A 23,433-nucleotide genomic window follows, 5' to 3' on the forward strand; every position below is an offset into this window, starting at 1 on the left:
GCGGATGGTATTCACTCCCTTTTTTTGCACGATAACGGCGAAATCGTTTCCCCCACGGACGGCACAAGGTATTCGGCAAGCATGGTCCGCAAGTCATCAGGCAACGGTTCGCTCGTTTGGGTTTGGAAATTGAAATGGACGACCGCTGCCTCTCCGATGGCGATCAGTCTTCCTGTTTCCTCTTCCATGATGCGATGAATGCATTGAAAGCTTTTATTGCCGATCCGGGAGACATTGGTTTCCACGCGCAATCGTCGTCCGAAGAATCCTTGGTTGATAAAATCGCACTTGGTGGAAGCTAAAATAAAATGCCAGTCCTCCGTTCGCCCGACGTAACGCAATTCATCAAACAGGCGGGTGCGCGCTTCTTCTAAATAAATAAAATAGCTAATGTTGCTTAAATGTCCGAGCGCATCAGTTTCACAAAAGCGTGGGTTGACGGTAATGATGTGCGTCTTCATTTCTCCCTCTTCCTTTCTTGCCTTTTTTTTTGCCCCTTTCGCCCACAATATTCGTTTGGGTGAGCATGGGGCGTGACTGAGTTCGATTTGTAGCTACCAACTAGTCAGTATGTTGTTTTTATCATACTCCGGTTGATTTAGATATGCAATTGTTTTGTTTTGGATTATTGATTATTTAGAACATTGTTTGTGATATAAAATGTTGTGACGAATCCAGTACGTCGCCGCGAAAGGATGAAAATCTCCTTCAATTAAGTTGAATTTTTGGTTTACACTTCGCCGATTGCCTAACACATTAGATTGCATCCGCATGTATCGAAGTGCAAATGGTAACGAACAAATTGGAAATTCTTTATTGGAACCTATATAGTTTTGACATTTTCAGGGTAGATAAAAAAAGCCCGGCGAGGGCAGACGGGGCGTCTGCGGTCAACCGGCCCAAAGCGGCAAAAGAACGTATCCAACGAGCGACACGCCGGCGCAAAGGAGAGAGATGCGCAGTTTATATTTCGCATAGCTCATCAAGTCCATATCCATAATGGCTGCGGTTGTAATCGTCGTATCGCCAAGCGGCGAAGCAAAGGCGCCAAACGTCCCGCTCGCAAACACGGCGCCGACTGTCACCTCGAGCGGCGCCCCGGTCGCATGGGAAAGCGTGACGCCAAGCGGCATCAAAATGCCCCACGTTCCCCATGAAGAACCGATAAAGTATGATAAAAACGATCCGACCAAAAACACGGCCGCTGGCACGAATGCCCCCGGCAGCCATGTGCCGAACGTCGACGACACGTACTCCGCAAATCCGAGTTCCCCTGCCACCGCCGAGACCGCCCATACGAGAACGAGCATGCCGATCGGCGCCATCATTTCGTTACCCCCAGCAAAAAAATGGTACGTCAGCTCTGAAAGTGATTGTCGGCGCCATAAATAAAACGCCATCGACAAAAGGATGGTCACAAACAACGCCAACAGCATCGCCCATGTCGCATCGGCCGCGGAAAACGCCTCCCACCAATTCTCTGCCCCGCGTTTCCTCCCGTCGTACACGAAAAAGGCAAACGTCAGCGCGATTAACAGCGCCAGCGGGACAAACAAGTGCAACGGCTCCCCGTTGATCAGCGCCAGCTCCTTGCGCAATCCGAGCCCGTGCAGTGTATTCGTTTCCCCTTCTCCTTTTTTCGCCCGCGGTTTGCCGATCCGGATGTTCAACATCGTCGTCAACACCCCGACGGCCAGAGCGACAATCGCAAACAAGTTGTACGGCAGGCTGCGCAAAAACACGTCATACGGCGATTCGTGAATGTCGTTTTGCTCAAGCGCCGCGGCGACAACAGAAGTCATAAAGCCGACGAACGCTGTCGCCGCTGGCAAAAGCACGATGATCGGCTCGGTCGAGACGTCGATCATGTACGCCATGCGGCGGCGGTCGATGCGAAACTGGCGAAGGACCGCTTTCATCACTGGTCCAAGGAGCATAATGCGAAACATCGGCATAAAAAACGTCACCGGCACCGTCAGCCAAACGAACAACAAAATCCCCCGCTTCGAGCGGATGCGGCCGGAGAGTCTCTCGACAAACCCTTTGATCCCGCCGGTAATTTGCATCATGCCGACAAGCGAACCGAACAAATACAAAAACGCGGCCACCTTCATATGCTCCGGATCGGTCAGGGCGTGAAGAACAGCGGAAACAGCGCGCTCAATCGCGCCGACAGCCGACCACTCAAGGCAAAACGCTCCGACGAGCAATCCGGCCACGAGGCCGGGCAAAATTTCTTTCAGCCATACCGCCAACGGAATGATGAGCAGAAAAGGCAACAGCGACCACCATGTTCCTTCCACGTCGGCGCCTCCTTTGCGATGATGTTGTTACCAAGAAGGATAGCCATAATGCAGTTTTTTTATGATTTTCATTGAAGATTTAGAACATAGTTTTATTTATAAAATTTATGTTGCCCGCGCAAACAAAAAAAGCCGCGCTGCAGTTTGCAGCGTGGCCCACACTTCCATCCGCCCCGGGCTGGCTCCCAAACAACCTGGGGCACAGAAGGCGTTGTCATTTCCGGCGCGCAAAATCGACAAATCGGAACTTGTCGAGCCGGTGACGCGATTCCGTGTATTGAAACAATGCAGCATCGCTTAAATACACGTAGTTTTTGACGACAACGACGCGGTCATCGCCATGCAAATCCAAATAGCGCCGGTCTTCGTCCGTCGCTTCGTCGACCGATATTTCTTTTTTCGCAAAGCTGATCGGCAAATGCAGCTTCGTTTCCAAGTATTCATAGATCGAGTCTTCACAAATCTCTTTCGTCAATAGCGGCACATGCTTTTTCAGAAAAAAGTCTTTATCCAAAATAATCCGCTCTCCGCCGATTTCACGGACGCGCACGACTTTCCAGACTTCGTCTTTGCTTGAGGCGCGCAGATGCTGCCTGAGCTCGCGATCCGGCTTGATGATCGCCAGTTCATGCACGATCGTCCGCACCGGCTGCTTCATCGTCTGCGCCAGTTCTTTAAAGCTGACCAATCCGGATACGGGAAAGTCATATTTGCCGACGTCAAGGACGATAGATCCTTTTCCTTTCATTTTTTGGATATAGCCGTGCTCGGACAACAAATGGAGCGCTTTGCGAATCGTCTCGCGCGATGTCTCATATCGGGCGGCCAGCTCGTGTTCCGATGGCAGCTTGTCGTACGCCTTCCATTCTCCGCGGCGGATGCGGGAAATGAGGTCATGGTAAATGGTTAAATATTTGTTTTCATGCATAAGAATCACCGCTTGTATTGTATCACGGCCGGCGCAAAAGATAAACAACCGATTCGTATGGGCGCAGTTGCATGCGGCGAAAATCGGCCGGCGCGTCCGAATAATTGGCAAGCAGCAGTTCTCCCGTATAGCCATCGGCTCCCGCTTCTTTCGGCAGCGTGAACGTCGTTTCGACTGGATAAAAATTGTTGACAACAAGCAGCTTTTCTCCATCGCCATGACGCATATAGGCGAAAATATGCGGATCGTCCGCAAGCAACAGCTCATAGCGCCCGGTCGTAATGAGATCATACTGTTTGCGCAGCTCAATCAGCCGCTTATAATGGTAGAAAATCGAGTCGCGGTCGGCGAGCGCCTGTTTCACGTTAATGCGCCGGTAGTTGTCGGCGACGCGAATCCACGGCGTCCCAGACGTGAAACCGGCATGCGGGCTGTCGTCCCATTGCATCGGCGTGCGGGAATTGTCGCGCGATTTTCGCTGCAAAATTTCCATCACTTCTTGCTCGCTTTTGCCTTGTTCTCGCAAAATCCGGTACATGTTGAGCGACTCAACGTCGCGGTAGTCGCGAATATCGGTGAATTTCGGGTCGGTCATGCCGATTTCTTCGCCTTGGTAAATGTATGGTGTCCCTTGCATTAAATGGATCGTCGTCGCCAACATTTTGGCTGATTCTTTCCAATACGTCCCGTCATCGCCATAGCGCGACACGATGCGCGGCTGATCGTGGTTGCACCAAAAGAGCGCATTCCAGCCCCCGCCTTCATACATCCGGACTTGCCATTCGGACAAAATGCGTTTTAAGGCAAGGAAATCAAATGGGGCGACCGCCCATTTTTCCCCATTCGGGTAATCGACCTTCAAGTGATGGAAGTTAAACGTCATATTGAGCTCGTGGTTTTCCGGGTTCGTGTAGCGGATGCAATGATCGATCGTCGTCGACGACATTTCCCCCACTGTCATGATGTCGTATTTTGAAAACACCTCTCGATTCATTTCCTGCAAAAACTCATGAATGCGCGGTCCGTCCGTATAAAAGCGGCGCCCGTCCCCCGGCGGCACCGAACCGTCGTCATCCGGGAAGCGCTGATCTTTTGACAACAAGTTGATGACGTCAAGCCGAAAGCCGTCCACTCCTTTTTGGAGCCAAAAATGCATCATGTCATAAATGCGGCGGCGCAGCTCTTCGTTTTCCCAGTTCAAGTCCGCTTGTGTCACATCGAACAAATGCAAGTAATATTGGCCGGTTTGTTCGTCGTATTCCCACGCCGAGCCGCCGAATTTCGATTGCCAGTTGTTCGGCGCTCCGCCGTCCGGCTTCGGGTCGCGCCAAATGTAAAACGAGCGGCATGGGTTCGTTTTCGAGGAGCGCGCCTGCTTAAACCATTCATGGTCGGTTGAGGTATGGTTGACGACCATGTCCATCACCAGCTTCATGCCGCGCGCATGCACTTCGTGAAGCAGACGGTCAAAATCGTCCATCGTTCCGTATTCGTGATGGATGCGGAAATAATCGCTGATGTCATAACCGTTGTCGCGCTGCGGCGACGCGTAGATCGGCGTCAGCCAAATGACATCGACGCCCAGTTCTTGTAGATAATCGAGCTTCTCGATCACGCCCGGCAAATCGCCGATGCCGTCTCCATTCGTGTCGTAGAAGCTTTTCGGATAAATTTGATAAACGACCGCTTTTTTCCACCAAGGGGTTGCTCGCATCTCTCTTCACCTCGTTCGTCAGGATAAAAACATACCATTGGCATCGGCGGCCAATGGTATGGTGGTAAATGGATGATTTCGCACATCGTTCTCTTGCGTCAACACACGGCAATCATGAGCGGGCGGCTTTACGCACTTTCCCAAAGACAAACGTCAGCGCAAACGGCACCACAATCGCGATCGCCATGCCGATAAAGAACGGCGTCCACTTTTGCGGCACGATCGACAAGAAACCCGGCAGGCCGCCGACACCGATCGACGGAGCGATGACTTTATTGAGCGTAATAAACATGCCGGCGATCGCCGCTCCGGTCATCGCTGCGATAAACGGGAAACGAAAGCGCAAGTTGACCCCGAACATCGCCGGTTCCGTGATGCCTAAATACGCGGAAACAGCCGACGTAAACGACAAACCGCGCAGCTTTTCCTCCTTCGCGACAAACATCATCGCCAACGCTGCCGAACCTTGGGCGATGTTGGACATGACCAAAATCGGCCATAAGAATGTGCCGCCGGTATTGGCAATCAGCTGCAAGTCAACCGGCAAGAACGTATGGTGCATCCCGGTGACGACAAGCGGCGCATACAGCGCTCCATACAACAATCCTCCAAGAGCCGGAACCGTGTCAAAAATCGTGACAAACAAGTGGGTAATGGCATTGCCGATCGCAAATGTGACCGGCCCAATAGCGATGAACGCCAAAAAGCCCGTAATGAGCAACGCAAGCGGCGCGACAAGCAACAGCTGAAACGCATCCGGAATGCGCTTGCGCAAAAACAGCTCAAGCTTCGCCAGCACGTAGGAAGCCACCAACACCGGCAGCACTTGCCCTTGGTAGCCGACTTTTTGCACTTCAAAGCCGAACAAGTTCCAAACCGGAATCTCTCCTTTTTCTTTCGCCGCTCCCCAGCCCCAAGCGTTGAGCAAATCTGGGTGGACGAGCATCAAACCAAGGACAATCCCTAAGAGCGGGCTGCCGCCGAATTTCGTCACTGCTGACCAGCCGATCAAACCGGGCAGGAAGACGAACGCCGTATTGGCGATCAAGTTGATCATGTTCGCCAAATCGGCCCATTCTTTGTGCACCTCGACAAACGATTTCCCTTCGTAAAAAATGCCTGGGCCTGTCAAGACGTTGTTAATACCCATTAACAAACCGGCCGTCACGATCGCCGGCAAGATGGGAATGAAAATATCAGCCAGCGTCTTAATCGCGCGTTGCAGCGGATTGAGCTTCGCTTCCGCAGCGTCTTTCATCTCCTGCTTTGTCGCCCGGCCGATGCCCGTCAGCTCGATGAGGTCGTCATACACTTTATCGACAAGCCCTTGGCCGATGACGACTTGAAACTGGCCGTTTGCGGAAAACGACCCTTTGACGACATCGATGCGCTCAAGCGCTTCCTTATTGACTTTTCCTTCCTCTTTGAGCGCAAACCGAAGCCGGGTCACACAATGCGTGGCGGCGACGATGTTTTCTTTGCCGCCGATGGCTTCAACGATTTGCGCGGCTGCTTGTTGGTATGCCCCCATGATGAACGCCTCCCTTTTCTTTCCTTAACGACCGCTATAGCGTTAAATCGCTTTCAGCAACCGGTTGCAAACAAACTTGTATATACAACCTGAATTCATTTTATCTTGTATATACAAGTTTGTCAACATCTTTCGATGACCGCCTTCATTTTTCGACAATAGTTGTTGTTTTTTTTTTGCTAACTTCCACTTCTTTTGTTATGTTTTGTCAAGCGGCAGGAAAATCAACGACCAAGTAGGAAAATAAAACATAACGCAAATCAATGCCAAAAGACGAGAAAGGATGAGGGAATGCGATGAAAACCTATACACTCCGCGAAGCAGCGAAAAAAATCGGGGTCACCGCCCGCGATTTGAAACAATGGGAAAAGCAGTTCGCCGGATCGATTGCCGTCCCACGCACAACCGAGGGGGCACGCATGTACACCGACGAGCTGATCGACCGGTTTCGCCATATCCGCACTTGGCTTGAGGACGGCCGCCATCCGCGCGAAGTGGCTGAAATGATCAGGCAAATGGACGGACAACCGGCAGAGCGAGCCAACGAGACAGCCGCTCAAGTGGAAACAGCCGTCATGGAAGGGGAAATCATCGATGTGCCCCGCCTGCTGCATCAAGGGATGCCATACATAGCCGAGCAGTTAGCGGCCCGCTTAAAAGACGATATCGTCGACGCCTTGAAACAGGAAACGACAGCCACGGTCCGGCAAGCGATGGATGAGGTGAAAGGCCGCCTTGACTACATCGAGGAGCAAACGACGGCAGCTGCCGAAACGGTGCACCGTTCACTCCGCGATTACGAGGACGCATGGCAGCAAAAAACGGAACAGCTGCATGAACATTTGGAAACGGTCGTCGCGTTCTGTCACGAGGAAAAGGCAAGGCAGGAAGAGGAGCGAAAACAGCTCGAACTGCGCATTTTAGAACGGGAAAAAGCGTTTCGCGAGCTCGTGTTGTCGTTTCGGCAAACCGCTGCCAGCACCAGCGCTGCTCGAACACGGGCAAATAAATGGTGGAAGTTTTGGTGAAGACGATTTTGGCATCCATGTGACAAGGGCACCCGTTTTGGATGCGCCATACCTCCGTCAAAAATCAAAAAAGGGCCCCGCCAAAACTCGGGCCCCTTTTTGCGTCATATTCGGCGGCTCTCGGCCGCATGTCGTTTGATGGCTTCGATCAAGTGCGCTTCTTCTTGTTTGGTGACATGGAGGCGGACGCCATAATAGTAGGCGTGGACAAACGGTCTTTCCCAGACAAGCTGCCCCCGCAGCGTAAAGGGGGCAGCGTTTAGCCAAAACGAGATGTCAACCAGCGTTCCCCCTGTTGAAAAGGGAAGGCGGCCTTCCGTTTCGATTTTCATCCCGTGCGGACTTAGATCGTGAATGTAGACGCTGCGCTCACCATCGGCTGTGCGCAGTTCAGCCGGGAGCGGCCGGCCAAACTGATACCGGAACGGTTCTTGACGCTTAAACCTCATCCTTCCTCCCCTTTTCCAAGCAGCTTCGTCGGTTCTTTCCAGACATCCACCACCATCCCGGCTTCGTCAGTGTCAACGACAAACGAACCCGTGCTGTAGCGGTCGGAGAGACGAAGGGAAGCGGCTTCGATCGTCTCGACCACCCCTTTTTCCGTCCGCAATCCGACCATTTCCTCATCGTTGCTGACAAAGACGGCGCCGACAACTCGGTGCGGGTTGGATTTCACTTCACGTACGATCACAACGCCGCGCTTCGCTCGTGAGGACGGCTCAAACTCGCTCATCGCCACTTTTTTCACCGCTCCGCGCTGCGTCACGACGACGAACGAGCCCCCCTTTTCTAGGCGAACGGGGCACGCAGCGGCGACAAAGTCCCCTTCCTTCAATTGAATCCCTTTCACGCCAGCCGCGCGCACGCCAACAAGGCTGATCTCCTCCTCGGCAAACAAGAGCGCATGTCCATCATGCGTCGCAAGCCAAAGATGGCCGCATCCATCCGTCGCGTAGACGGCGATGACGTCATCATCCTCTTTCACATTGACGGCCACAAGCGGGCGGGTGTAGCGCTGCACTTGGTATTGAGCGAGCTCCGTTCGCTTTACGAGCCCTTGTTTCGTCACAAAGATGAGCTGCTCCCCGGTGTCAAAGGAAGAGACTGGAACAGCGGCGACGAGTTCATCGTCGCGTTCAAGCGGAATGAGATGGGAAATGTGCTGGCCGACCTCTTTCCAACGGATATCAGGGAGCGTATGCACCGGGCAGTATAAATAATAACCGCGGCGGGTGAAAAGCAAGAGCACATCGGTCGTATTCATCTCGAGCTGGGCGAGCAGCCGATCCGTTTCCTTCATGCCCATGTCTTGACCGTTTGAGGCGCTGTATGAACGATAGCTCGTCCTCTTCACATATCCTTCTTTTGTCACGGTGACGATCACGTCTTCCGCCGGAATGAGCGCCTCCACCTTCACTTTCAGCTCTTCAATCTCCTCTTCAATCACCGTCCGCCGCTCATCGGCATATTGCTTTTTCATCGCCTTCAGCTCTTTTTTGATGACGCCAAGCAGCTTCTTTTCATCTGCGAGAATCCCCGTAAGTTCCGCAATCGCTTGATCCAGTTCTTCCGCTTCTTGACGCAGCGCCGTGATGTCGGTGTTCGTCAACCGATACAGCTGGAGCGTCACGATCGCCTCGGCCTGCGCTTCGGTGAATCCGTAATGAGCCATCAGCCGTTCTTTGGCGTCGCGCTTGTCACTCGACGCCCGAATCGTCGCAATCACCTCATCCAAAATGGAAAGCGCCCGAATCAAGCCGTCGACGATGTGCTTCCGCTCATTCGCTTTTTTCAGCTCAAAATGCGAGCGGTTGGTGACGACCTCTTTCCGGTGGGCGATGTAGGCATCCAACAGCTCCGGCAAACTCATCAGCTTCGGCCGGCGCTCATGGATCGCCACCATGTTGAAGCTGTACGGCACTTGCAAATCCGTATTTTTGTACAAGTAGTTGAGAATCGCTTCCGCATCGGCGTCTTTTTTCAATTCGATGACGATCGACAGCCCGTTCCGGTCCGTTTCATCGCGCACATCGGCGATGCCGTCGAGCTTTTTGTCGAGGCGAAGCTCGTCAATTTTTTTCACTAAATTCGCTTTGTTCACTTCATACGGCAGTTCCGTGATGACAATCTGCTTTTTCCCACCTTTTCCCTGCTCGATGGCGGCTTTGGCGCGGATGATGATTTTCCCGCGGCCGGTCTCATACGCCTTGCGGATGCCGTCTTTCCCTTGGATGATGCCGCCGGTCGGAAAATCGGGGCCAGGAAGAACCGTCATCAGCTCGTCAACAGTGCAATCCGGCCGGTCGATCCGCATCAAGACGGCGTCGATCACCTCGCCAAGCGCATGCGGCGGAATATCGGTCGCATAGCCGGCCGAAATCCCGGTCGAGCCGTTCACCAACAAATTCGGAAACATCGCCGGCAAGACGGTCGGCTCATCGGTCGTATCGTCAAAGTTCGGCACAAACGGAACCGTTTCTTTGTCAATATCGCGAAGCAACTCGGCGGCAATCGCCGACAGGCGCGCTTCCGTGTAGCGCATCGCCGCCGGCGGGTCGCCGTCGATGCTGCCGTTGTTGCCGTGCATCTCCACCAGCACGTTGCGCAGCTTCCACTCTTGGCTCATCCGCACCATCGCTTCATACACCGATGAGTCGCCGTGCGGATGAAAGTTGCCGATCACGTTCCCAACCGTTTTCGCCGCCTTGCGAAACGGTTTATCAGCCGTGTTGCCATCCATGTACATCGCATACAAAATGCGGCGCTGCACGGGCTTCAGCCCGTCGCGCGCATCCGGGAGCGCCCGGTCTTGGATAATGTATTTGCTGTAGCGGCCAAAGCGGTCGCCAAGCACGTCCTCTAACGGCATTTCCAGCAATCGTTCTGCCATCGTCATTCTCCTTTCCTAACACATCAGCGCCAAAAAGGCGGCGCCTTTTCACGCCGCCATCAGCCGATCCATCCCGGTTCCTCTTCGAGCCCGAAGGCGACGTGCGTTTCGATCCATTTGCGGCGCGGCTCGACTTTGTCGCCCATGAGCGTCGTCACCCTCCGTTCGGCGCGGGCCGCATCTTCAATGCGCACGCGGATGAGCGTACGCGTCTGTGGGTTCATCGTCGTTTCCCATAATTGATCGGCGTTCATTTCGCCGAGCCCTTTATAGCGCTGAATCGTATAGCCGCGGCCCATTTTTTTCGTAATTTCTTTCAGCTGCTCGTCCGTCCACGCATATTCGACGATTTCGTTTTTGCCGCTTTTTTTGCTGATTTTGTAAAGCGGCGGCAAGGCGATGTACACTTTTCCCGCTTCAATCAGCGGACGCATGTAGCGGTAAAAAAACGTCAAAAGCAGCACTTGAATATGGGCGCCGTCCGTGTCGGCATCGGTCATAATGATCACTTTGTCGTAGTTGACATCATCGAGCGAAAAGTCAGCCCCGACGCCGCCGCCGATGGCGTGGATGATCGTATTGATTTCCTCGTTTTTCAAAATATCGCCAAGTTTCGCCTTTTCCGTGTTGATGACTTTTCCGCGCAGCGGAAGCACCGCCTGGAATCGACGGTCGCGCCCTTGTTTCGCCGAACCGCCCGCCGAATCGCCTTCAACGAGATAGAGCTCATTTTTTTGCGGATTGCGCCCTTGCGCCGGCGTCAGCTTGCCGCTTAAGAGCGCCTCTTTCCCTTTCCGCTTTTTGCCGCTTCTCGCCTCTTCGCGCGCTTTGCGGGCCGCTTCACGCGCCTGATAGGCCCGGATCGCTTTCTTAATGAGCATCGCGCTTACGTCCGGGTTTTCTTGCAGAAAGTACATCAGCTGCTCGGACACCACCGCATCGACGGCCGAACGCGCTTCGCTCGTTCCGAGCTTTCCTTTCGTCTGCCCTTCAAACTGCAGCAAGTGCTCTGGGATGCGCACCGAAACGACCGCGGACAACCCTTCGCGAATATCGGTTCCTTCCAAATTTTTATCTTTTTCCTTGAGCAAACCGACACGGCGGGCGTATTCGTTAAAAACGCGCGTCATCGCCGTTTTCGCACCCGCCTCATGCGTGCCGCCGTCTTTTGTGCGCACGTTGTTGACAAACGACAGCACGTTTTCCGAATAACCGTCATGAAACTGGAACGCAAACTCGACTTCAATGCCGTTTTGCTCGCCAGCAAAATAAACGACCGGGTGGAGCACATCTTTCTCCTCATTCAAATAGGCGACAAACGCTTCAATTCCGTTTTCATAGTGGAACACCTCGCGCATGCCGGTCCGTTCGTCAACGAGTTCGATTTTCAGCCCTTTTAACAAAAACGCCGATTCGCGCAGCCGTTCACTCAATGTTTCATAATCGAAGACTGTCGTGCTGAAAATCGTTGGGTCCGGCTTAAATTGAATGATGGTTCCGGTTTTGTTCGTTGTGCCGATTTTCTCTAGCGTCGTCACCGGTTTGCCTCCATGCTCAAACCGCTGCCGGTAAATGAAGCCGTCGCGATGAATCGTGACGACCAGCCATTCTGATAAGGCGTTGACAACCGACGCCCCGACTCCGTGCAGGCCGCCGCTCGTTTTATAGCCGCCTTGGCCGAATTTGCCGCCGGCATGAAGCACGGTCAAAATGACTTCCGGCGTCGGCTTGCCAAGCTTATGCATCCCGACCGGCATGCCGCGCCCTTCATCAAGGACGGTGATGCTGTTGTCTTTATGTATTTGCACCAAAATGTAATTTCCATATCCGGCCAACGCTTCATCGACCGAGTTGTCGACGATTTCATAAACAAGATGATGCAAACCGCGGCTGTCGGTGCTGCCAATGTACATCCCCGGCCGCTTCCTCACCGCCTCAAGTCCTTCTAACACTTGAATGGCATCTTCGTTATATTCGTATGCCGCTCGCTTTGCCACAAGGCCACCCCTTTCTGCCAAAACAAGAACATCTGTTTCTGTTTTATTGTATCATAAAATGACCAGCTGTCCATTGTCTTTTGACACCGCTTGACAAAATCGGACAACAGCGCCTGAAAAACGAAAGGACCATCTTAGAGAAGATGGCCGTTTCGTCAATGACGCGCTTCGCCTGTTACGGGCGTTTTGTAAGCGCATGTTCTACTTTAATGCAGCGATCCATAATCACCGTATAGCCTTTTTCTTTTAAAAACGCGTATGCTTCTTCATTGACGACGCCAAGCTGCGCCCAAAATACGTCCGCGTCGATTTGCACAAACTCGCGGGCGAGCTCCGGCAAATGTTCGGAACGGCGAAACACATCGACGATATCGACATGCCCTTCGATATCCGTCAGTTTGTCGACCGCTGGAATGCCTTCCCATTCATCGATCATCGGGTTAACCGGAATGATTTCGTATCCGGCGTCTTTCATCGCCTTCGCCACCATATACGACTCGCGCTCTGGATTGTTGGACAAGCCGACAACGGCAATCCGCTTCGCCTTGCGCAAAATGTCGCCGATTTCTTCGCGGCTTGGGTTGACAATGGGCATCGGGTTCTCTCCTTCCTTCCCTCTTTGGTTTTGCAGTACTTGTTTCGCGATCGAGAAAGAAAAATCCTTCTATGGGACGGAAAATGTTTTAGCCCCTTTTCAGAACAGCCCCTCTTCAGTTTTGGCTACAAGCTGCTTATGCGCAGTCCCCATCCCGCATACACGCCCGCTAAAAAAACAGTCGTCATGGCAATGAGGTGGACGACAATCCATCCCCATCGCCCGTAGCGGAACGAGGAAGCCGCAAGCGGGGAGCGCGCTTTTTGGGGGACGATTTTTCCGCCCATCCACTCAAAGAAAAGCAAATACAGCCACCAGGCGGTGTATGAATCCCATACATCCCACTTCTTATAATCAATCAGAGAGAGCGGCGACACAAGAGCAACCAACTCGAACAACATAATCAACTGCACCATCGCAAAGTAAAACGGCAACTTCCATGCCCAGCTTTCCGGACTGTACTTGACTCCAAACAAAACGAAAAACGGAATGACGGTTGCCATTTCAACGAGCGGAATCGGTGTATAAGGAACGAGCTTAACAGGGAAGGAGTAAAAGCCTGCATAGACAAACGCAAGGCAAAGAACGATGCCTGTCACCGCACTGAATGCATACAAAACCGCATATCTCCGTATATGCCGTTTGGCGATCCAAAAACTTCCCGCTATACTCAACATGACCGCTGAGAGTTCCACCGTCCAAACAACAGGAAGAGAAAACGTCATCATCGATCCTCCCTAACCCATTTCCCACTCCCTAAACGCTGTCTCAGACAGCACTGTTAGTATAATCCAAAGCATAGAATTTATTCCGGCGCCCTCACCGGCTTTCCACTCCATCAGGCTGCCTAGCATGGCTTAACAAACGTGCTTCGTGCAAATTTAATTATTGATGAAGAAAAGGTGTCCCGCTGTGTTTTTGGGACACCTTCCATGGATCGGACTGCATCAAACTTTCAAGAATTTCCGAAAAAAGAAATCATTGTGCAACAAACACTAAAATTTTCCCGAACGAAAAATCGAGTAAAGCAGCCAACCAAATAGAAAAGCGGACGCGCCTAATCCGATTTCAACAGCAGGAATCTTCCACAGCAGCGTCGACGGACGCCCCAATGATGAAGCGATCATCAGGCCGACGAGGACGATGCTCAGCGAAAGAAGAACGATGCTAAACGACAGCCGGTTCGTCATCTGGTCGAGCTTCTTTAGCAGCGCTTCCAAATCAGGAGCCGTGATTTCCAATCGAAGCTTGCCATGCCGCATCATTTTCGTCCATTCCTTTACGCCCTCCGGCAGTCGGAGCAGCCATTCACCATAATCAAAAATCCGCTTCCACGCTGTTTCTGCCACGCGATCAGGCCGAAGACGCTCTTTCATCAGCTTTCTCCCAAACGGTTCGGCAACGTCCATGATGCGAAACTGCGGGTCAAGCGTCTCCACAACCCCTTCGACCGTCAACAGCGCTTTTCCTAACAGCGTCAAATCGCTTGGGATGCGAATGCCATGGCGAAATGCCACCGAAAGCAAATCCTCGACGGCTTCCCCAAGACTGATCTCACCGAGCGGGACGCCGTAGTATTTCTCCCGCAGCTCGTCAAGATCATCGCGCAATTTTCCTTCATCGACTCCGTCAGGAACAATCCCTAAGCCGTAGATCGCACCCAACACCCCATCCGTGTTTTGCCGCATTAAGGCGATGATGAGTGAAGAAAGATGATGTTTGACATGGGGGCGAAGGCGGCCCATCAAGCCAAAGTCAATGAAGGAAAGCGTTCCATCGTCAAGAACAAATACATTGCCAGGATGAGGGTCGCCATGAAAAAATCCATGCTCAAACATTTGTTTAAAGGTTGCTTCAGCCAAACGCTCGGCGATCGTTTTTAAGGAGTGGCCGTTCGCTTTCAGCCGCTCGAGCTCCCCAAGTTTCATTCCTTCGACATATTCCATCGTGAGCACGGTTTTCGTCGTATAATCCCAAAACACCTTCGGGACATACACCGACGAATCGTCGGCAAACTGCTGTGCAAACCGTTCCGCATGGCGCGCCTCGACGGTATAATCCAGCTCCTGCCGTAATGAACGCGCCAGTTCATCGACAATTTCAGACAATTGGTAGGTTGCCGCCCAATCGAGACGACGTTCCGCCAGCACGGCCAAATCTTGCAAAATTTCCAGATCCGTCTCCACCCGCGCAGCGATGTGCGGACGCTGCACTTTCACCGCCACGGCTTGTCCGGAAGGAAGAACCGCCCGGTGCACTTGTCCGAGCGAAGCGGCAGCGAGCGGCGTTTCGTCAAATGAACGAAACAAGGTTTCAAGCGAGCCCCCAAGTTCTGTTTCCACCCTCCGGCGAACGTCGGCAAACGGAAACGGCGGAACTTGGTCTTGCAGTTTTTCGAGCTCGCTGATGATCGGAGCGGGAATCAAATCCGGCCGTGTGCTGGCAATTTGCCCGAGCTTCACGAACGTCGGGCCGAGCTCCTCGAGCACAAGGCGGAGCCGCTCCCCAACCGTTTTTCCTTCCTTTTTCCCTTGCTCCGCTCTCCATCGCGGCGGCAAAGAAAGAAAAGACGAAAAGCCGAGCTCATCGACGATCATCCCGAATCCGTGCCGAAGCAAGGAGACGGCGATTTCGTGATACCTTCCGATATGGCGCATCCGTTTTCCGATCATCGGGACATCTCTCCTAAGGCGGCAAAAAGCGAGCGGACAGGCCGCATCGGTTTACTGCCCGCTTTGTTCTTTTTCCTCCAGACGGCGGATTCGCTCTTCAAGCTGCCGCACGTCTTCTTTTGTTGCCAATTCAAGCTTGTCGATCACCTGCTTGATTTGCTCGCGTACAAGCCGCTGCACTTCCGTTTTCCGCGCTTCGGTCTGCTGCTTCCATTGATCGATCACTTCCTTCGATTCGTCAAGCGACAATTCGCCTTTTTTGACAAGCTCGTCAATGATCTTTTCCACTTGTTCTTTGCTTGCAATCGCCAATCCCAGCCCGAATGCCAATCCTTTTTTCAAAATGCTCATTCGTTTGCAGCCTCCTTGTGCCATTGTATTTTCCTTATTGTACCATTCTTTGGCGATCCATGTCGAGCTAGACGGCAGCTCTTTTGTATAGGAGACAGGTCGATGCGGCATGCTATCGTTGGACAACGATGCAAAGGAGGGGGATTTTAATGGCTGATGAACCGTTGCATTACGGAGAAGACTATCATGTTATTCCCGCGACGTCTTTGGCAAGCGGCGTCGGCGTCAGCGTGCTGCCCGATTTGTACTGCCATACGATCCAAATCGTCAACATTTGCCTCGTCGGCCGCCCTGGCGACGGCGCATTCGTCTTGATCGATGCGGGAATGCCGGGGTCAGCGGACGATATTATTTCCGCTGTTGAAGACCGCTTTGGCAGCGGCAGCCGCCCGCAAGCCATTATTTTAACCCACGGCCACTTTGACCACGTCGGAGCCTTAATTGAACTCGTCCGGGAATGGAATGTGCCGGTGTACGCCCACAAAGACGAACTGCCGTATTTAACCGGCAAAGCGCGTTATCCCGAACCGGACGCGTCCGTTGAAGGCGGACTTCTCGCCAAAATCTCGCCGTTTTTCCCAAACGAACCGATCCAGCTTGGCAGCCGCGTCCAACCTCTACCTGAGGACGGCACTGTCCCGCATTTGCCGGAGTTCCGCTGGCTGCACACCCCCGGGCACACACCGGGCCACATCTCCTTGTTCCGTCCGCGCGATGCGGCCTTGATCGCTGGCGATGCGTTTGTCACGGTCCGCCAAGACTCACTGTACAAAGTATTGACCCAGCAAACCGAAATTACCGGCCCGCCGCGCTACTATACGATCGACTGGACGGCCGCCCGCGAATCGGTGCGCAAATTGGCCGCCCTCTTCCCATCGGTCGCTGTCACGGGACACGGCGCCCCAGTAGCGGGAGACGAGTTGCGTGATGGGCTGACGAAGCTCGCTTGTGATTTTGACCGCATCGCTGTCCCAGATTACGGAAAGTACGTCCATTAACGGAGCGATCCCGCCGGCGCTTACAATGGGAAATGAAAGGCTTCCCGGTTTGAAATGATCAGCGGCAGGCCGTGGCTAAGAAAAAAGGGTGTCCCAATCGGACACCCTTACACTGTCGACAACAGCCGCCAATTTGCTACTGAAAGCGGAATCCGTGCTGCTGCAACGTCAAGACGATGCGTTCCTTCGAAATCTTTTTTTCATCAAATTGAACCTTCACTTCCCCATCTTCCGTGTCGACGAGCGAGCGCTCCACGCCGTCGAGCCCACTAAGAAGATGTTCAATGCGCGCAATGGGTTGCGGCGACGTCGCCCCATCGATATAAAACTCACATTTCGCACCCTCTCGACGAAAATCGGGAGGATTTTTTCGTTCCGATGTCGAATGAATCCTTGACACACAAGGAACGTAAAGGAGTTTTTCTCTTATGAACGTTCAAGTCAAAAAGGTCTATCGCAATTCTTATTTGAATATAATAAGTGCCCTATTCAAGAAACTGGGTCTGCCTCAATTGATTGACCATCTCGTGCCCGTCGATCCGCAGTGCCAAACGCGAGTCAGCGATGCCGTTCAGGCCATCCTCTACAATGTGTTTGACGGCCGGCAAGCCCTTGTTCACTTGGAACATTGGGCTCAGGAGGTCGATTGTGAGAAACTCATCCGTCCCGATCTCCATCCTTCCTGGTTGAACGACGATGCGTTGGCCCGTCATCTCGATCGCCTGTATGAGGCTGGCATTCACAACGTCATCAGCACTTGCTTGATTCATATTTATCGCAAAGAAGGCCTTTCCCTCCGAGCCTTCCACGCCGATACGACGGACAAGACGGTTTACGGCGCGTATGAATCGGCCTCGTTAGAGGCCTTACAAATCACACATGGCTACAACCGCCATCATCGTTGGCAAAAACAGATCGGTTTCGGACTGGTCGGCAACGAGGACGGCATCCCGTTTTACGGCGATGTGCACGATGGCAACCTGCCCGATAAAACATGGAATCCCGAGGTGCTGTCTCGTGTCCATGAACAGCTGAAGCAGGCCAAAATCGAAGACGAATGGATTTACGTGGCCGATTCCGCCGCGATGACGAAAGAGACCCTGGCGCAAACCAAAGCGGCCAACGCCTTTTTGATCACCAGAGGCCCTTCGTCGCTCCGGATCGTGAAAACCGCGCTGGCCGAAGCGGATGCTGAGGACACGACGTGGAGCGATCCCTTTACGTTGGTGGAGAGAAACGGCGCCACGTACCGGGTATGGGAAACGGCCTCGACGTATGAAGGCCACCCCGTTCGGCTGATCGTTGTTGAATCGAGCGCGCTCGACCAGCGAAAAGGAAAGACGCTTGAAAAAGAACGAACCAAAGAAGCGGAGCTTCTTCGCGAGGAACAAGCCCGTTGGGAGCGTCACCCCTTCTCCTGCCGGGAAGATGCCGAACAAGCCTTGGCGTCCCTCAAGGCGTCCCTTCGCCCCCGGTTTCATCGGGTTGAGGCCGCGGTCGAAGAGATCGTACGCCTGAAAAAACGGCGCGGACGGCCGAAAAAAGGGGCGGAACCCGAGGTGGAGACGCTGTATTTCTTGCACCTTGACGTCGAATTCGACCAAGACGCGTGGGAACAGGCGAGACGGAAAGCGTCCCGGTTTGTCCTTGTCACGACCGTTCCGAAGGAATGGAAGGGCCAACCCATGGATGCCCAAGAGATCTTGAAGCTGTATAAAGGGCAGATCTCGGTGGAAATGAACTTCGCTTTTTTGAAAGATCCGTTTTTCACGGATGAGATTTACGTCAAAAAACCAGAACGGGTCGCAGTATTAGGCTATTTGTTTCTGTTGGCCTTGGCTATTTACCGCGTTTTTCAGCGCCGAGTGCGTCAGTTTATTACTCCAGAACACCCGTTGAAGGGTCCTGGAGGCCGCAAGCTGACCCGGCCGACGGGACAGGCGATTTTTCAGCTGTTTCAATATGTGAACGTCGTCCTGTTCAAGCTGCCGGATGGGCGCATCCAACGCTCACTGGATCGCTCCCTTACCCCTGATCAGCGAAGGATTCTGCAGGGATTGGGCATGGATGAGAGCATCTACGTGTAACGTGATACGGAACGACCAGCGATGGTAAAAAAAGGATTGCCATCGCTCGTTGTGTTGGTCAAAAAGTTATTCTGAAAAACTAAATAAAAAATCCTTTGTTTTGACCTTGTTAGGGTGCGAAATGTGAGATAAAAGGTAGCTTCAGCCATCCTCTTCCCTCCTTCCGCAAAAACATGCCGTTCCCCGCCGCTTATTTTGCCCGATTCCCGCCCGCATAAACGGGCCTATCGCTCCGTTAGCGATGGCATAAAAAAAGATGGCAAGAATTGCTCTTGCCATCTGTCATAAAAAATGGGCCTAAGTGGACTTGAACCACCGACCTCACGCTTATCAGGCGTGCGCTCTGACCAGCTGAGCTATAGGCCCGTTTATGAATGGAGGGGGACGGATTCGAACCGCCGAACCCAAAGGGAGCGGATTTACAGTCCGCCGCGTTTAGCCACTTCGCTACCCCTCCATAAATAAAAAATGCCGACTGCAGGACTCGAACCCGCAACCTACTGATTACGATTCAGTTGCTCTACCAATTGAGCTAAGTCGGCATGATAGAAGTAGACCGTGACTCCTTGGCTTCTGTTGTGTCCCTTCCTCTCCCAGCCAATTCGAAGACGCTGGATGCGTCGGGACAACTCGAAGCAAATTCGACGATGCAGATGCTCGTCTCTACCAATTGAGCTAAGTCGGCATGATAGAAACGTCAGTACAAATGACAGCTTTATGGCGGAGGAGGAGGGATTCGAACCCCCGCGGGCTGTGACACCCCTATCGGTTTTCGAAACCGACCCCTTCAGCCAGACTTGGGTACTCCTCCATAACTGTTTGGAGCGATGCGGTCGAGAGGACTTGAACCTCCACGGGGTTGCCCCCACTAGGCCCTCAACCTAGCGCGTCTGCCATTCCGCCACGACCGCGTAGAAGTGGAGCGTAGGGGATTTGAACCCCTGACCTCTTCGCTGCCAGCGAAGCGTTCTCCCCCTGAACTAACGCCCCATCATGGTGGAGTATACTGGGATCGAACCAGTGACCCCCACGCTGTCAACGTGGTGCTCTCCCGCTGAGCTAATACTCCACGTTGTTTGCCTAGCAGCGACCTACTCTTGCAGGGGCGCTGGCCCCAACTACCATCGGCGCTGGAGGGCTTAACTTCCGTGTTCGGGATGGGAACGGGTGTTTCCCCTCCGCTATCACCACTAGGCAATGGCGACGATATTTATTATAAAACAATAAAACAGTTTGTCAAGGATTTTTTATTGTCGTTCCTTCAGAATCGGAACGACAATGTAAAATTTACTATAAAAAAACGAAAGAGTCAACCCTCTTTTTCATTTTTTTCGATCTTCACTGTCCCTTTCTCGAAAATTCTTGTCATCCCCTTCTTTATACGCGTATAATAAAGGAAGAAGGAACGTATAATAAAGCAGGGCATTGGCGGCCACCAATGCCCTGTCCATACACAGCCGCTGCAAGAAGTGCAGTGGCCCAAGCCTCGGGCATCGTAACCTACCCTCGCCTCGGCCTAGCAGGGTGGGTTACTTTTTGTCTTTGGATACGGCGATCACCGCGACGATGAGTGACGCAAACGCAATCATGAGCGTCAGCGCGTCGGCAATCGACATCATCAGCACCACCCCCTTTCGTTCAGGGAGTGGCCACTGCCCACCCTGCATATGGCTGTGCATGTTTCATTATACCATCAAATCAAACAAATGCGAATATACATTCGCATCCTCGTTGAAAATTAGGAATGTTTCCCTACCCGAGGGGGACAAACGCCACTTTTCCTGTTGCTTCGTATCGCCGCTTCCACAGTCCTTCTCCCCTGCTTCCTATAACCGCTGAAACTCCGACGTTTTCATCAAGCGCTCGAAAAAATGATTTGTATAAAATCAGCGTTTTTCCGAATAATGACCATAGACGAATCTCGCTGTTCCAAGGAGGAAAGGCATCGAAAGATTTTTTGGGCACGCAAGGCGATATTTGGGACACCCAATGGGATATGGTATGCACATTGATTGGGACACTGATTGCCCTATGGCTGCTCTCAAGGTGGCACGACCGGCAGCTTGCGCAGTTGAATGAGCGCTAAATCAAGAAAACAGCGGTTCCCCCTTTCAAAAGGGAGCCGCTGTTTCTATTTCACCTTGTACAAGTAAATCGTCCACGCCGACTCATCGGACGTAAATCTTTTCTCAAGCGTGAGGCCGTTTTCCGCCGCGTTATCGATCGGAACGGCCGAGAAAACGTAGCGGCCGCCCATTTTTTTCAACTGTTCTGTATTCAGCAGCAAGTTCTTCAGCCGCTTTTTCGAGTGTTTCGTGAACATGTACCGTTTCCCAAGTTCCGCTGTAAAAATATAGCAGCGCCCGCCCCATTCGTCAAAATATGTGCGGATCGTTTTGCTTTTTTCCAGTTCACGTTCAATGATTTTGCGGAACTCGTATTTATATGACAGCGGATAAAAGTTGTTGTACGTATCGAGCGTATAAAACCCGTTGTATTGCGCGATGGCGGGGTGAATGCCGATGCTGACGACGCGGTAGTCGGACACCGGGAGCCCGATGTATTGCTTGATTTCTTGGAACTGTTTTTCCGCGTAAAATTGTTTTACCGTCGGCTCGTAGCGGAAGACGATTTCTTCGTTAATCAAAAACACCAAGATCACTTGGGCCGCTAGCAGCCGCTTCGCCCACTTTTCTCCTTTTTCGCTGTATTGCCATACGATTTTCAGCGCCAGCGCAAACTGCACATAAATGATCATCGGGCGCAAAAAATGAAAGCGGGCAAAGTTAAACGTGTCTAAAAAATGAAGCCGCTCGGTAAGCGGCAGCCACCCTTTATAAAACCAAAAGGCGTACCATGCCGACAGCGCGAAATTCAGTCCGAATAGGAAAAGAAATAACCGTTCTTGCTTCCACCGTTTTTTCACGAAAACGAGATACAACGCCACCAACCAGCTTGGCAAAATAAAAAACGTATGCTCGGTCATGACATGATGGTGCCCGAGGAGAAAGTTTTTCCACGTCAAGCGGACGCAATGCCAAAACGACAAACGGGCATGGAAGTACTCATCCCGGCTCGTCGGCTCGTCTTCCCATAAAAACGAGTAGACAAGCCTGTACTCGACAAGCAAATAAAGCAGCGTCATGTAAGCGATGGAAGTCAAAAAGCGGATGTTCCACCCTTTCCCGCGCAGCACATCAACAAGCCAAAAAACGCCCATGGCGGCAAGAAAAAAGAAAAATCCGAGCACAAAGCTGGAATAAAACGGGAGAAGCGTAAGCGCGGCGTAATGTCTCCACTTCCCCTCACCTTTTCGGATGCTCAAAAATGCCCAAAGCGCAAGCGGCATGCCCAGCGTGCTTAACATCCCCGACGGCCAAAACAGCGTCAGGGCAAATGCGAGCGCCACGCCGATGCGGACGGCCATCCAACGCGGCTCGGGCAGGAAATGTGTTTTTAACAACCAATACATACCGACAAATGCCACCACCCTTGTGATCGTTTGGCTGAGCGCATAAGCAGTCATCGTGGGAAATAACGCGTGCAGCCAGACGATGCCGGTCAACTCCGAACCGAGGGCGTTTCTTGACAACTGGCCGTTGGCGATTTGCGGAATCTTCGCGTCAAGCGGCCCGGTGATTTTTCCGCTTTCGGAGAGCACCTTATACCAAGCGATATTGGAATCCAAATTATCGTGGACGCGAATATGGGCGTTCTCACCAAGGAGAAAGAGCGGGGACACGTAAAGGGCGATGACGCCAAGCGCCAAAAGGAAAAACCATCGTTCTCGTTGTTCGGCCATCGGCATCACGCTCCCGCCATAGCTGTTCTTGGCCATGAAATCCCTATTGAATACGATGTGCAATAAGAAGAAAATTATTCCTAAGGACGGTCGAAGAGGGTGGTGATTTATGAAAAGGGGGGCTGCGCGTTCTTCTCAGTCTCCTCTTCATTCGCATTTTTTTGCCCCTTCTATTTTCTCTATGCACACCTATCTTAAAATATTAAGGGCAACTTATGGTAGATAGCTCCCCCACTACAATACACAATAGAAAACAGCGGCCTCCCTCTCTTACGGAGCCGCTGTTTAACCTTACTGCGATATTCGTGTTTTTTCCCCCAATCCCGGCATGTGTTTATTCTTCTCTTCCCTCCAGCTGAAAATCGCCGCGAGGATCGCTTCAGAGTTGTGCCACACACTGAAGATCGCACTTGGAACAGCCGCCAAGGGTGAAAAATTCGCTGTGGCAATCGCCACGCCCAATCCGGAGTTTTGCATTCCCACCTCCATGGCGACCGCTTTTTGTTTAGCCAAATCCATGCCGAGCAGAAGGGACAG

General features: G+C 52.5%; 18 protein-coding genes, 7 tRNA genes, 1 rRNA gene and 2 pseudogenes. 4 read left to right on the forward strand and 24 right to left on the reverse strand.

Translation table 11 applies throughout. The features are described 5' to 3' along the window. Positions 1 to 11: 11 nt before the first annotated feature. The 5 genes from QWV57_RS08710 to treP form a co-directional block, all read right to left on the reverse strand. Positions 12 to 461: an acyl-CoA thioesterase gene (locus QWV57_RS08710; protein ID WP_015374873.1), complete on the reverse strand. Its 450-nt coding sequence runs from the start codon at positions 459 to 461 to the stop codon at positions 12 to 14. A 429-nt stretch (positions 462 to 890) separates the two neighbouring features. Continuing rightward, a complete protein-coding gene (locus tag QWV57_RS08715) occupies positions 891 to 2,303 on the reverse strand; it encodes a Na+/H+ antiporter NhaC family protein (protein ID WP_013523770.1) in 1,413 nt (470 codons plus the stop codon). A gap of 214 nt (positions 2,304 to 2,517) precedes the next feature. Then, on the reverse strand, positions 2,518 to 3,231 hold the full coding sequence (treR, locus tag QWV57_RS08720) for a trehalose operon repressor (RefSeq protein WP_013523771.1): 714 nt from the start codon (positions 3,229 to 3,231) through the stop codon (positions 2,518 to 2,520). 22 nt (positions 3,232 to 3,253) lie between these two features. Beyond that, positions 3,254 to 4,945 (reverse strand): alpha,alpha-phosphotrehalase, encoded by a 1,692-nt coding sequence (treC, locus tag QWV57_RS08725; RefSeq protein WP_301101917.1) that lies wholly within the window; start codon positions 4,943 to 4,945, stop codon positions 3,254 to 3,256. Between the two features lie 112 nt (positions 4,946 to 5,057). Next, positions 5,058 to 6,476, reverse strand: coding sequence for a PTS system trehalose-specific EIIBC component (treP, locus tag QWV57_RS08730; RefSeq protein ID WP_060788520.1), 1,419 nt, complete (start codon positions 6,474 to 6,476; stop codon positions 5,058 to 5,060). A 296-nt stretch (positions 6,477 to 6,772) separates the two neighbouring features. Between treP and QWV57_RS08735 the strand changes: the two genes are divergently transcribed. Then, positions 6,773 to 7,504 carry a MerR family transcriptional regulator gene (locus tag QWV57_RS08735; RefSeq protein ID WP_301101928.1) on the forward strand — a complete coding sequence of 244 codons (732 nt, stop codon included), beginning with the start codon at positions 6,773 to 6,775 and terminating at the stop codon, positions 7,502 to 7,504. Between the two features lie 104 nt (positions 7,505 to 7,608). Here the strand turns inward: QWV57_RS08735 and QWV57_RS08740 are convergent, their stop codons facing one another. From QWV57_RS08740 to QWV57_RS08770, 7 genes are all read right to left on the reverse strand, one after another. After that, entirely contained in the window at positions 7,609 to 7,953 is a 345-nt protein-coding gene (locus tag QWV57_RS08740) for a PilZ domain-containing protein (protein ID WP_013145319.1), read from the reverse strand. Continuing rightward, positions 7,950 to 10,394 carry a DNA topoisomerase IV subunit A gene (gene parC, locus QWV57_RS08745; RefSeq protein WP_301101930.1) on the reverse strand — a complete coding sequence of 815 codons (2,445 nt, stop codon included), beginning with the start codon at positions 10,392 to 10,394 and terminating at the stop codon, positions 7,950 to 7,952. Before parC ends, QWV57_RS08740 begins: the two co-directional genes overlap by 4 nt. A 59-nt stretch (positions 10,395 to 10,453) precedes the next feature. Next, positions 10,454 to 12,391, reverse strand: coding sequence for a DNA topoisomerase IV subunit B (gene parE, locus QWV57_RS08750; RefSeq protein WP_060788519.1), 1,938 nt, complete (start codon positions 12,389 to 12,391; stop codon positions 10,454 to 10,456). A gap of 175 nt (positions 12,392 to 12,566) precedes the next feature. Continuing rightward, the gene (locus QWV57_RS08755; protein WP_020756535.1) at positions 12,567 to 12,986 is read right to left on the reverse strand and encodes a CoA-binding protein; all 420 of its coding nucleotides are present in this window, start codon (positions 12,984 to 12,986) and stop codon (positions 12,567 to 12,569) included. Positions 12,987 to 13,111: 125 nt separating this feature from the next. Further along, positions 13,112 to 13,711 carry a CBO0543 family protein gene (locus QWV57_RS08760; protein WP_033006577.1) on the reverse strand — a complete coding sequence of 200 codons (600 nt, stop codon included), beginning with the start codon at positions 13,709 to 13,711 and terminating at the stop codon, positions 13,112 to 13,114. A gap of 270 nt (positions 13,712 to 13,981) precedes the next feature. Next, positions 13,982 to 15,658, reverse strand: coding sequence for an ABC1 kinase family protein (locus tag QWV57_RS08765; protein ID WP_060788518.1), 1,677 nt, complete (start codon positions 15,656 to 15,658; stop codon positions 13,982 to 13,984). Between the two features lie 51 nt (positions 15,659 to 15,709). Then, positions 15,710 to 16,009, reverse strand: a complete 300-nt coding sequence (locus QWV57_RS08770; RefSeq protein ID WP_025950623.1) for a phasin family protein — start codon at positions 16,007 to 16,009, stop codon at positions 15,710 to 15,712. A 149-nt stretch (positions 16,010 to 16,158) separates the two neighbouring features. Here QWV57_RS08770 and QWV57_RS08775 point away from each other — a divergent pair, with 149 nt between their 5' ends. Further along, positions 16,159 to 17,007: an MBL fold metallo-hydrolase gene (locus tag QWV57_RS08775; RefSeq protein ID WP_033006834.1), complete on the forward strand. Its 849-nt coding sequence runs from the start codon at positions 16,159 to 16,161 to the stop codon at positions 17,005 to 17,007. Between the two features lie 136 nt (positions 17,008 to 17,143). Here QWV57_RS08775 and QWV57_RS08780 read toward each other — a convergent pair whose 3' ends face one another. Beyond that, a complete protein-coding gene (locus QWV57_RS08780; RefSeq protein ID WP_301101939.1) occupies positions 17,144 to 17,407 on the reverse strand; it encodes a heavy-metal-associated domain-containing protein in 264 nt (87 codons plus the stop codon). Between the two features lie 28 nt (positions 17,408 to 17,435). Between QWV57_RS08780 and QWV57_RS08785 the strand changes: the two genes are divergently transcribed. Next, a complete protein-coding gene (locus QWV57_RS08785; protein ID WP_301101941.1) occupies positions 17,436 to 19,094 on the forward strand; it encodes an IS1634 family transposase in 1,659 nt (552 codons plus the stop codon). Positions 19,095 to 19,386: 292 nt separating this feature from the next. Here the strand turns inward: QWV57_RS08785 and QWV57_RS08790 are convergent. The 9 genes from QWV57_RS08790 to QWV57_RS08830 all read right to left on the reverse strand — a co-directional run bounded on the left by QWV57_RS08790 (position 19,387) and on the right by QWV57_RS08830 (position 20,713). Then, positions 19,387 to 19,460 (reverse strand) — tRNA-Ile (locus QWV57_RS08790). Positions 19,461 to 19,469: 9 nt separating this feature from the next. Beyond that, a tRNA-Tyr gene (locus QWV57_RS08795) sits at positions 19,470 to 19,551 on the reverse strand. Between the two features lie 12 nt (positions 19,552 to 19,563). Beyond that, positions 19,564 to 19,636: transfer RNA gene (locus QWV57_RS08800), tRNA-Thr, on the reverse strand. A 176-nt stretch (positions 19,637 to 19,812) separates the two neighbouring features. Then, a tRNA-Ser gene (locus QWV57_RS08805) sits at positions 19,813 to 19,905 on the reverse strand. A gap of 17 nt (positions 19,906 to 19,922) precedes the next feature. Further along, positions 19,923 to 20,005, reverse strand: a tRNA-Leu gene (locus QWV57_RS08810). 7 nt (positions 20,006 to 20,012) lie between these two features. Then, a tRNA-Ala gene (locus tag QWV57_RS08815) sits at positions 20,013 to 20,084 on the reverse strand. A 4-nt stretch (positions 20,085 to 20,088) separates the two neighbouring features. Then, positions 20,089 to 20,163, reverse strand: a tRNA-Val gene (locus tag QWV57_RS08820). Between the two features lie 9 nt (positions 20,164 to 20,172). Beyond that, positions 20,173 to 20,289 (reverse strand): 5S ribosomal RNA (gene rrf, locus QWV57_RS08825). Positions 20,290 to 20,623: 334 nt separating this feature from the next. After that, on the reverse strand, positions 20,624 to 20,713 hold the full coding sequence (locus QWV57_RS08830) for a putative holin-like toxin (protein WP_021322622.1): 90 nt from the start codon (positions 20,711 to 20,713) through the stop codon (positions 20,624 to 20,626). A gap of 311 nt (positions 20,714 to 21,024) precedes the next feature. On the opposite strand from QWV57_RS08830, the pseudogene QWV57_RS17965 reads away from it, so the two are divergent. After that, positions 21,025 to 21,180 (forward strand): annotated as a pseudogene (locus QWV57_RS17965) (DUF2238 domain-containing protein); the annotation flags it as partial. A gap of 45 nt (positions 21,181 to 21,225) precedes the next feature. On the opposite strand, the gene QWV57_RS08840 reads toward QWV57_RS17965, so the two are convergent. Together QWV57_RS08840 and QWV57_RS08845 are read right to left on the reverse strand one after the other, a co-directional pair. Further along, positions 21,226 to 22,896 (reverse strand): DUF6044 family protein, encoded by a 1,671-nt coding sequence (locus QWV57_RS08840; protein WP_129446768.1) that lies wholly within the window; start codon positions 22,894 to 22,896, stop codon positions 21,226 to 21,228. A gap of 291 nt (positions 22,897 to 23,187) precedes the next feature. After that, positions 23,188 to 23,424, reverse strand: a pseudogene (locus QWV57_RS08845) (transporter, sodium/bile acid symporter family protein); the annotation flags it as partial. Positions 23,425 to 23,433: the final 9 nt, after the last annotated feature.

This window comes from Geobacillus zalihae, assembly GCF_030414215.1.
Lineage (GTDB): Bacteria > Bacillota > Bacilli > Bacillales > Anoxybacillaceae > Geobacillus > Geobacillus zalihae.

Coding starts and splice junctions, on each gene's coding strand:
- QWV57_RS08785 (WP_301101941.1), top strand. CDS start 17,436: ATGAACGTTCAAGTCAAAAAGGTCTATCGCAATTCTTATTTGAATATA.
- QWV57_RS08840 (WP_129446768.1), bottom strand. CDS start 22,896: ATGGCCGAACAACGAGAACGATGGTTTTTCCTTTTGGCGCTTGGCGTC.
- QWV57_RS08830 (WP_021322622.1), bottom strand. CDS start 20,713: ATGATGTCGATTGCCGACGCGCTGACGCTCATGATTGCGTTTGCGTCA.
- QWV57_RS08775 (WP_033006834.1), top strand. CDS start 16,159: ATGGCTGATGAACCGTTGCATTACGGAGAAGACTATCATGTTATTCCC.
- treP (WP_060788520.1), bottom strand. CDS start 6,476: ATGGGGGCATACCAACAAGCAGCCGCGCAAATCGTTGAAGCCATCGGC.
- QWV57_RS08770 (WP_025950623.1), bottom strand. CDS start 16,009: ATGAGCATTTTGAAAAAAGGATTGGCATTCGGGCTGGGATTGGCGATT.
- QWV57_RS08760 (WP_033006577.1), bottom strand. CDS start 13,711: ATGACGTTTTCTCTTCCTGTTGTTTGGACGGTGGAACTCTCAGCGGTC.
- QWV57_RS08710 (WP_015374873.1), bottom strand. CDS start 461: ATGAAGACGCACATCATTACCGTCAACCCACGCTTTTGTGAAACTGAT.
- treR (WP_013523771.1), bottom strand. CDS start 3,231: ATGCATGAAAACAAATATTTAACCATTTACCATGACCTCATTTCCCGC.
- QWV57_RS08735 (WP_301101928.1), top strand. CDS start 6,773: ATGAAAACCTATACACTCCGCGAAGCAGCGAAAAAAATCGGGGTCACC.
- QWV57_RS08755 (WP_020756535.1), bottom strand. CDS start 12,986: ATGCCCATTGTCAACCCAAGCCGCGAAGAAATCGGCGACATTTTGCGC.
- QWV57_RS08765 (WP_060788518.1), bottom strand. CDS start 15,658: ATGATCGGAAAACGGATGCGCCATATCGGAAGGTATCACGAAATCGCC.
- treC (WP_301101917.1), bottom strand. CDS start 4,945: ATGCGAGCAACCCCTTGGTGGAAAAAAGCGGTCGTTTATCAAATTTAT.
- parC (WP_301101930.1), bottom strand. CDS start 10,394: ATGGCAGAACGATTGCTGGAAATGCCGTTAGAGGACGTGCTTGGCGAC.
- QWV57_RS08740 (WP_013145319.1), bottom strand. CDS start 7,953: ATGAGGTTTAAGCGTCAAGAACCGTTCCGGTATCAGTTTGGCCGGCCG.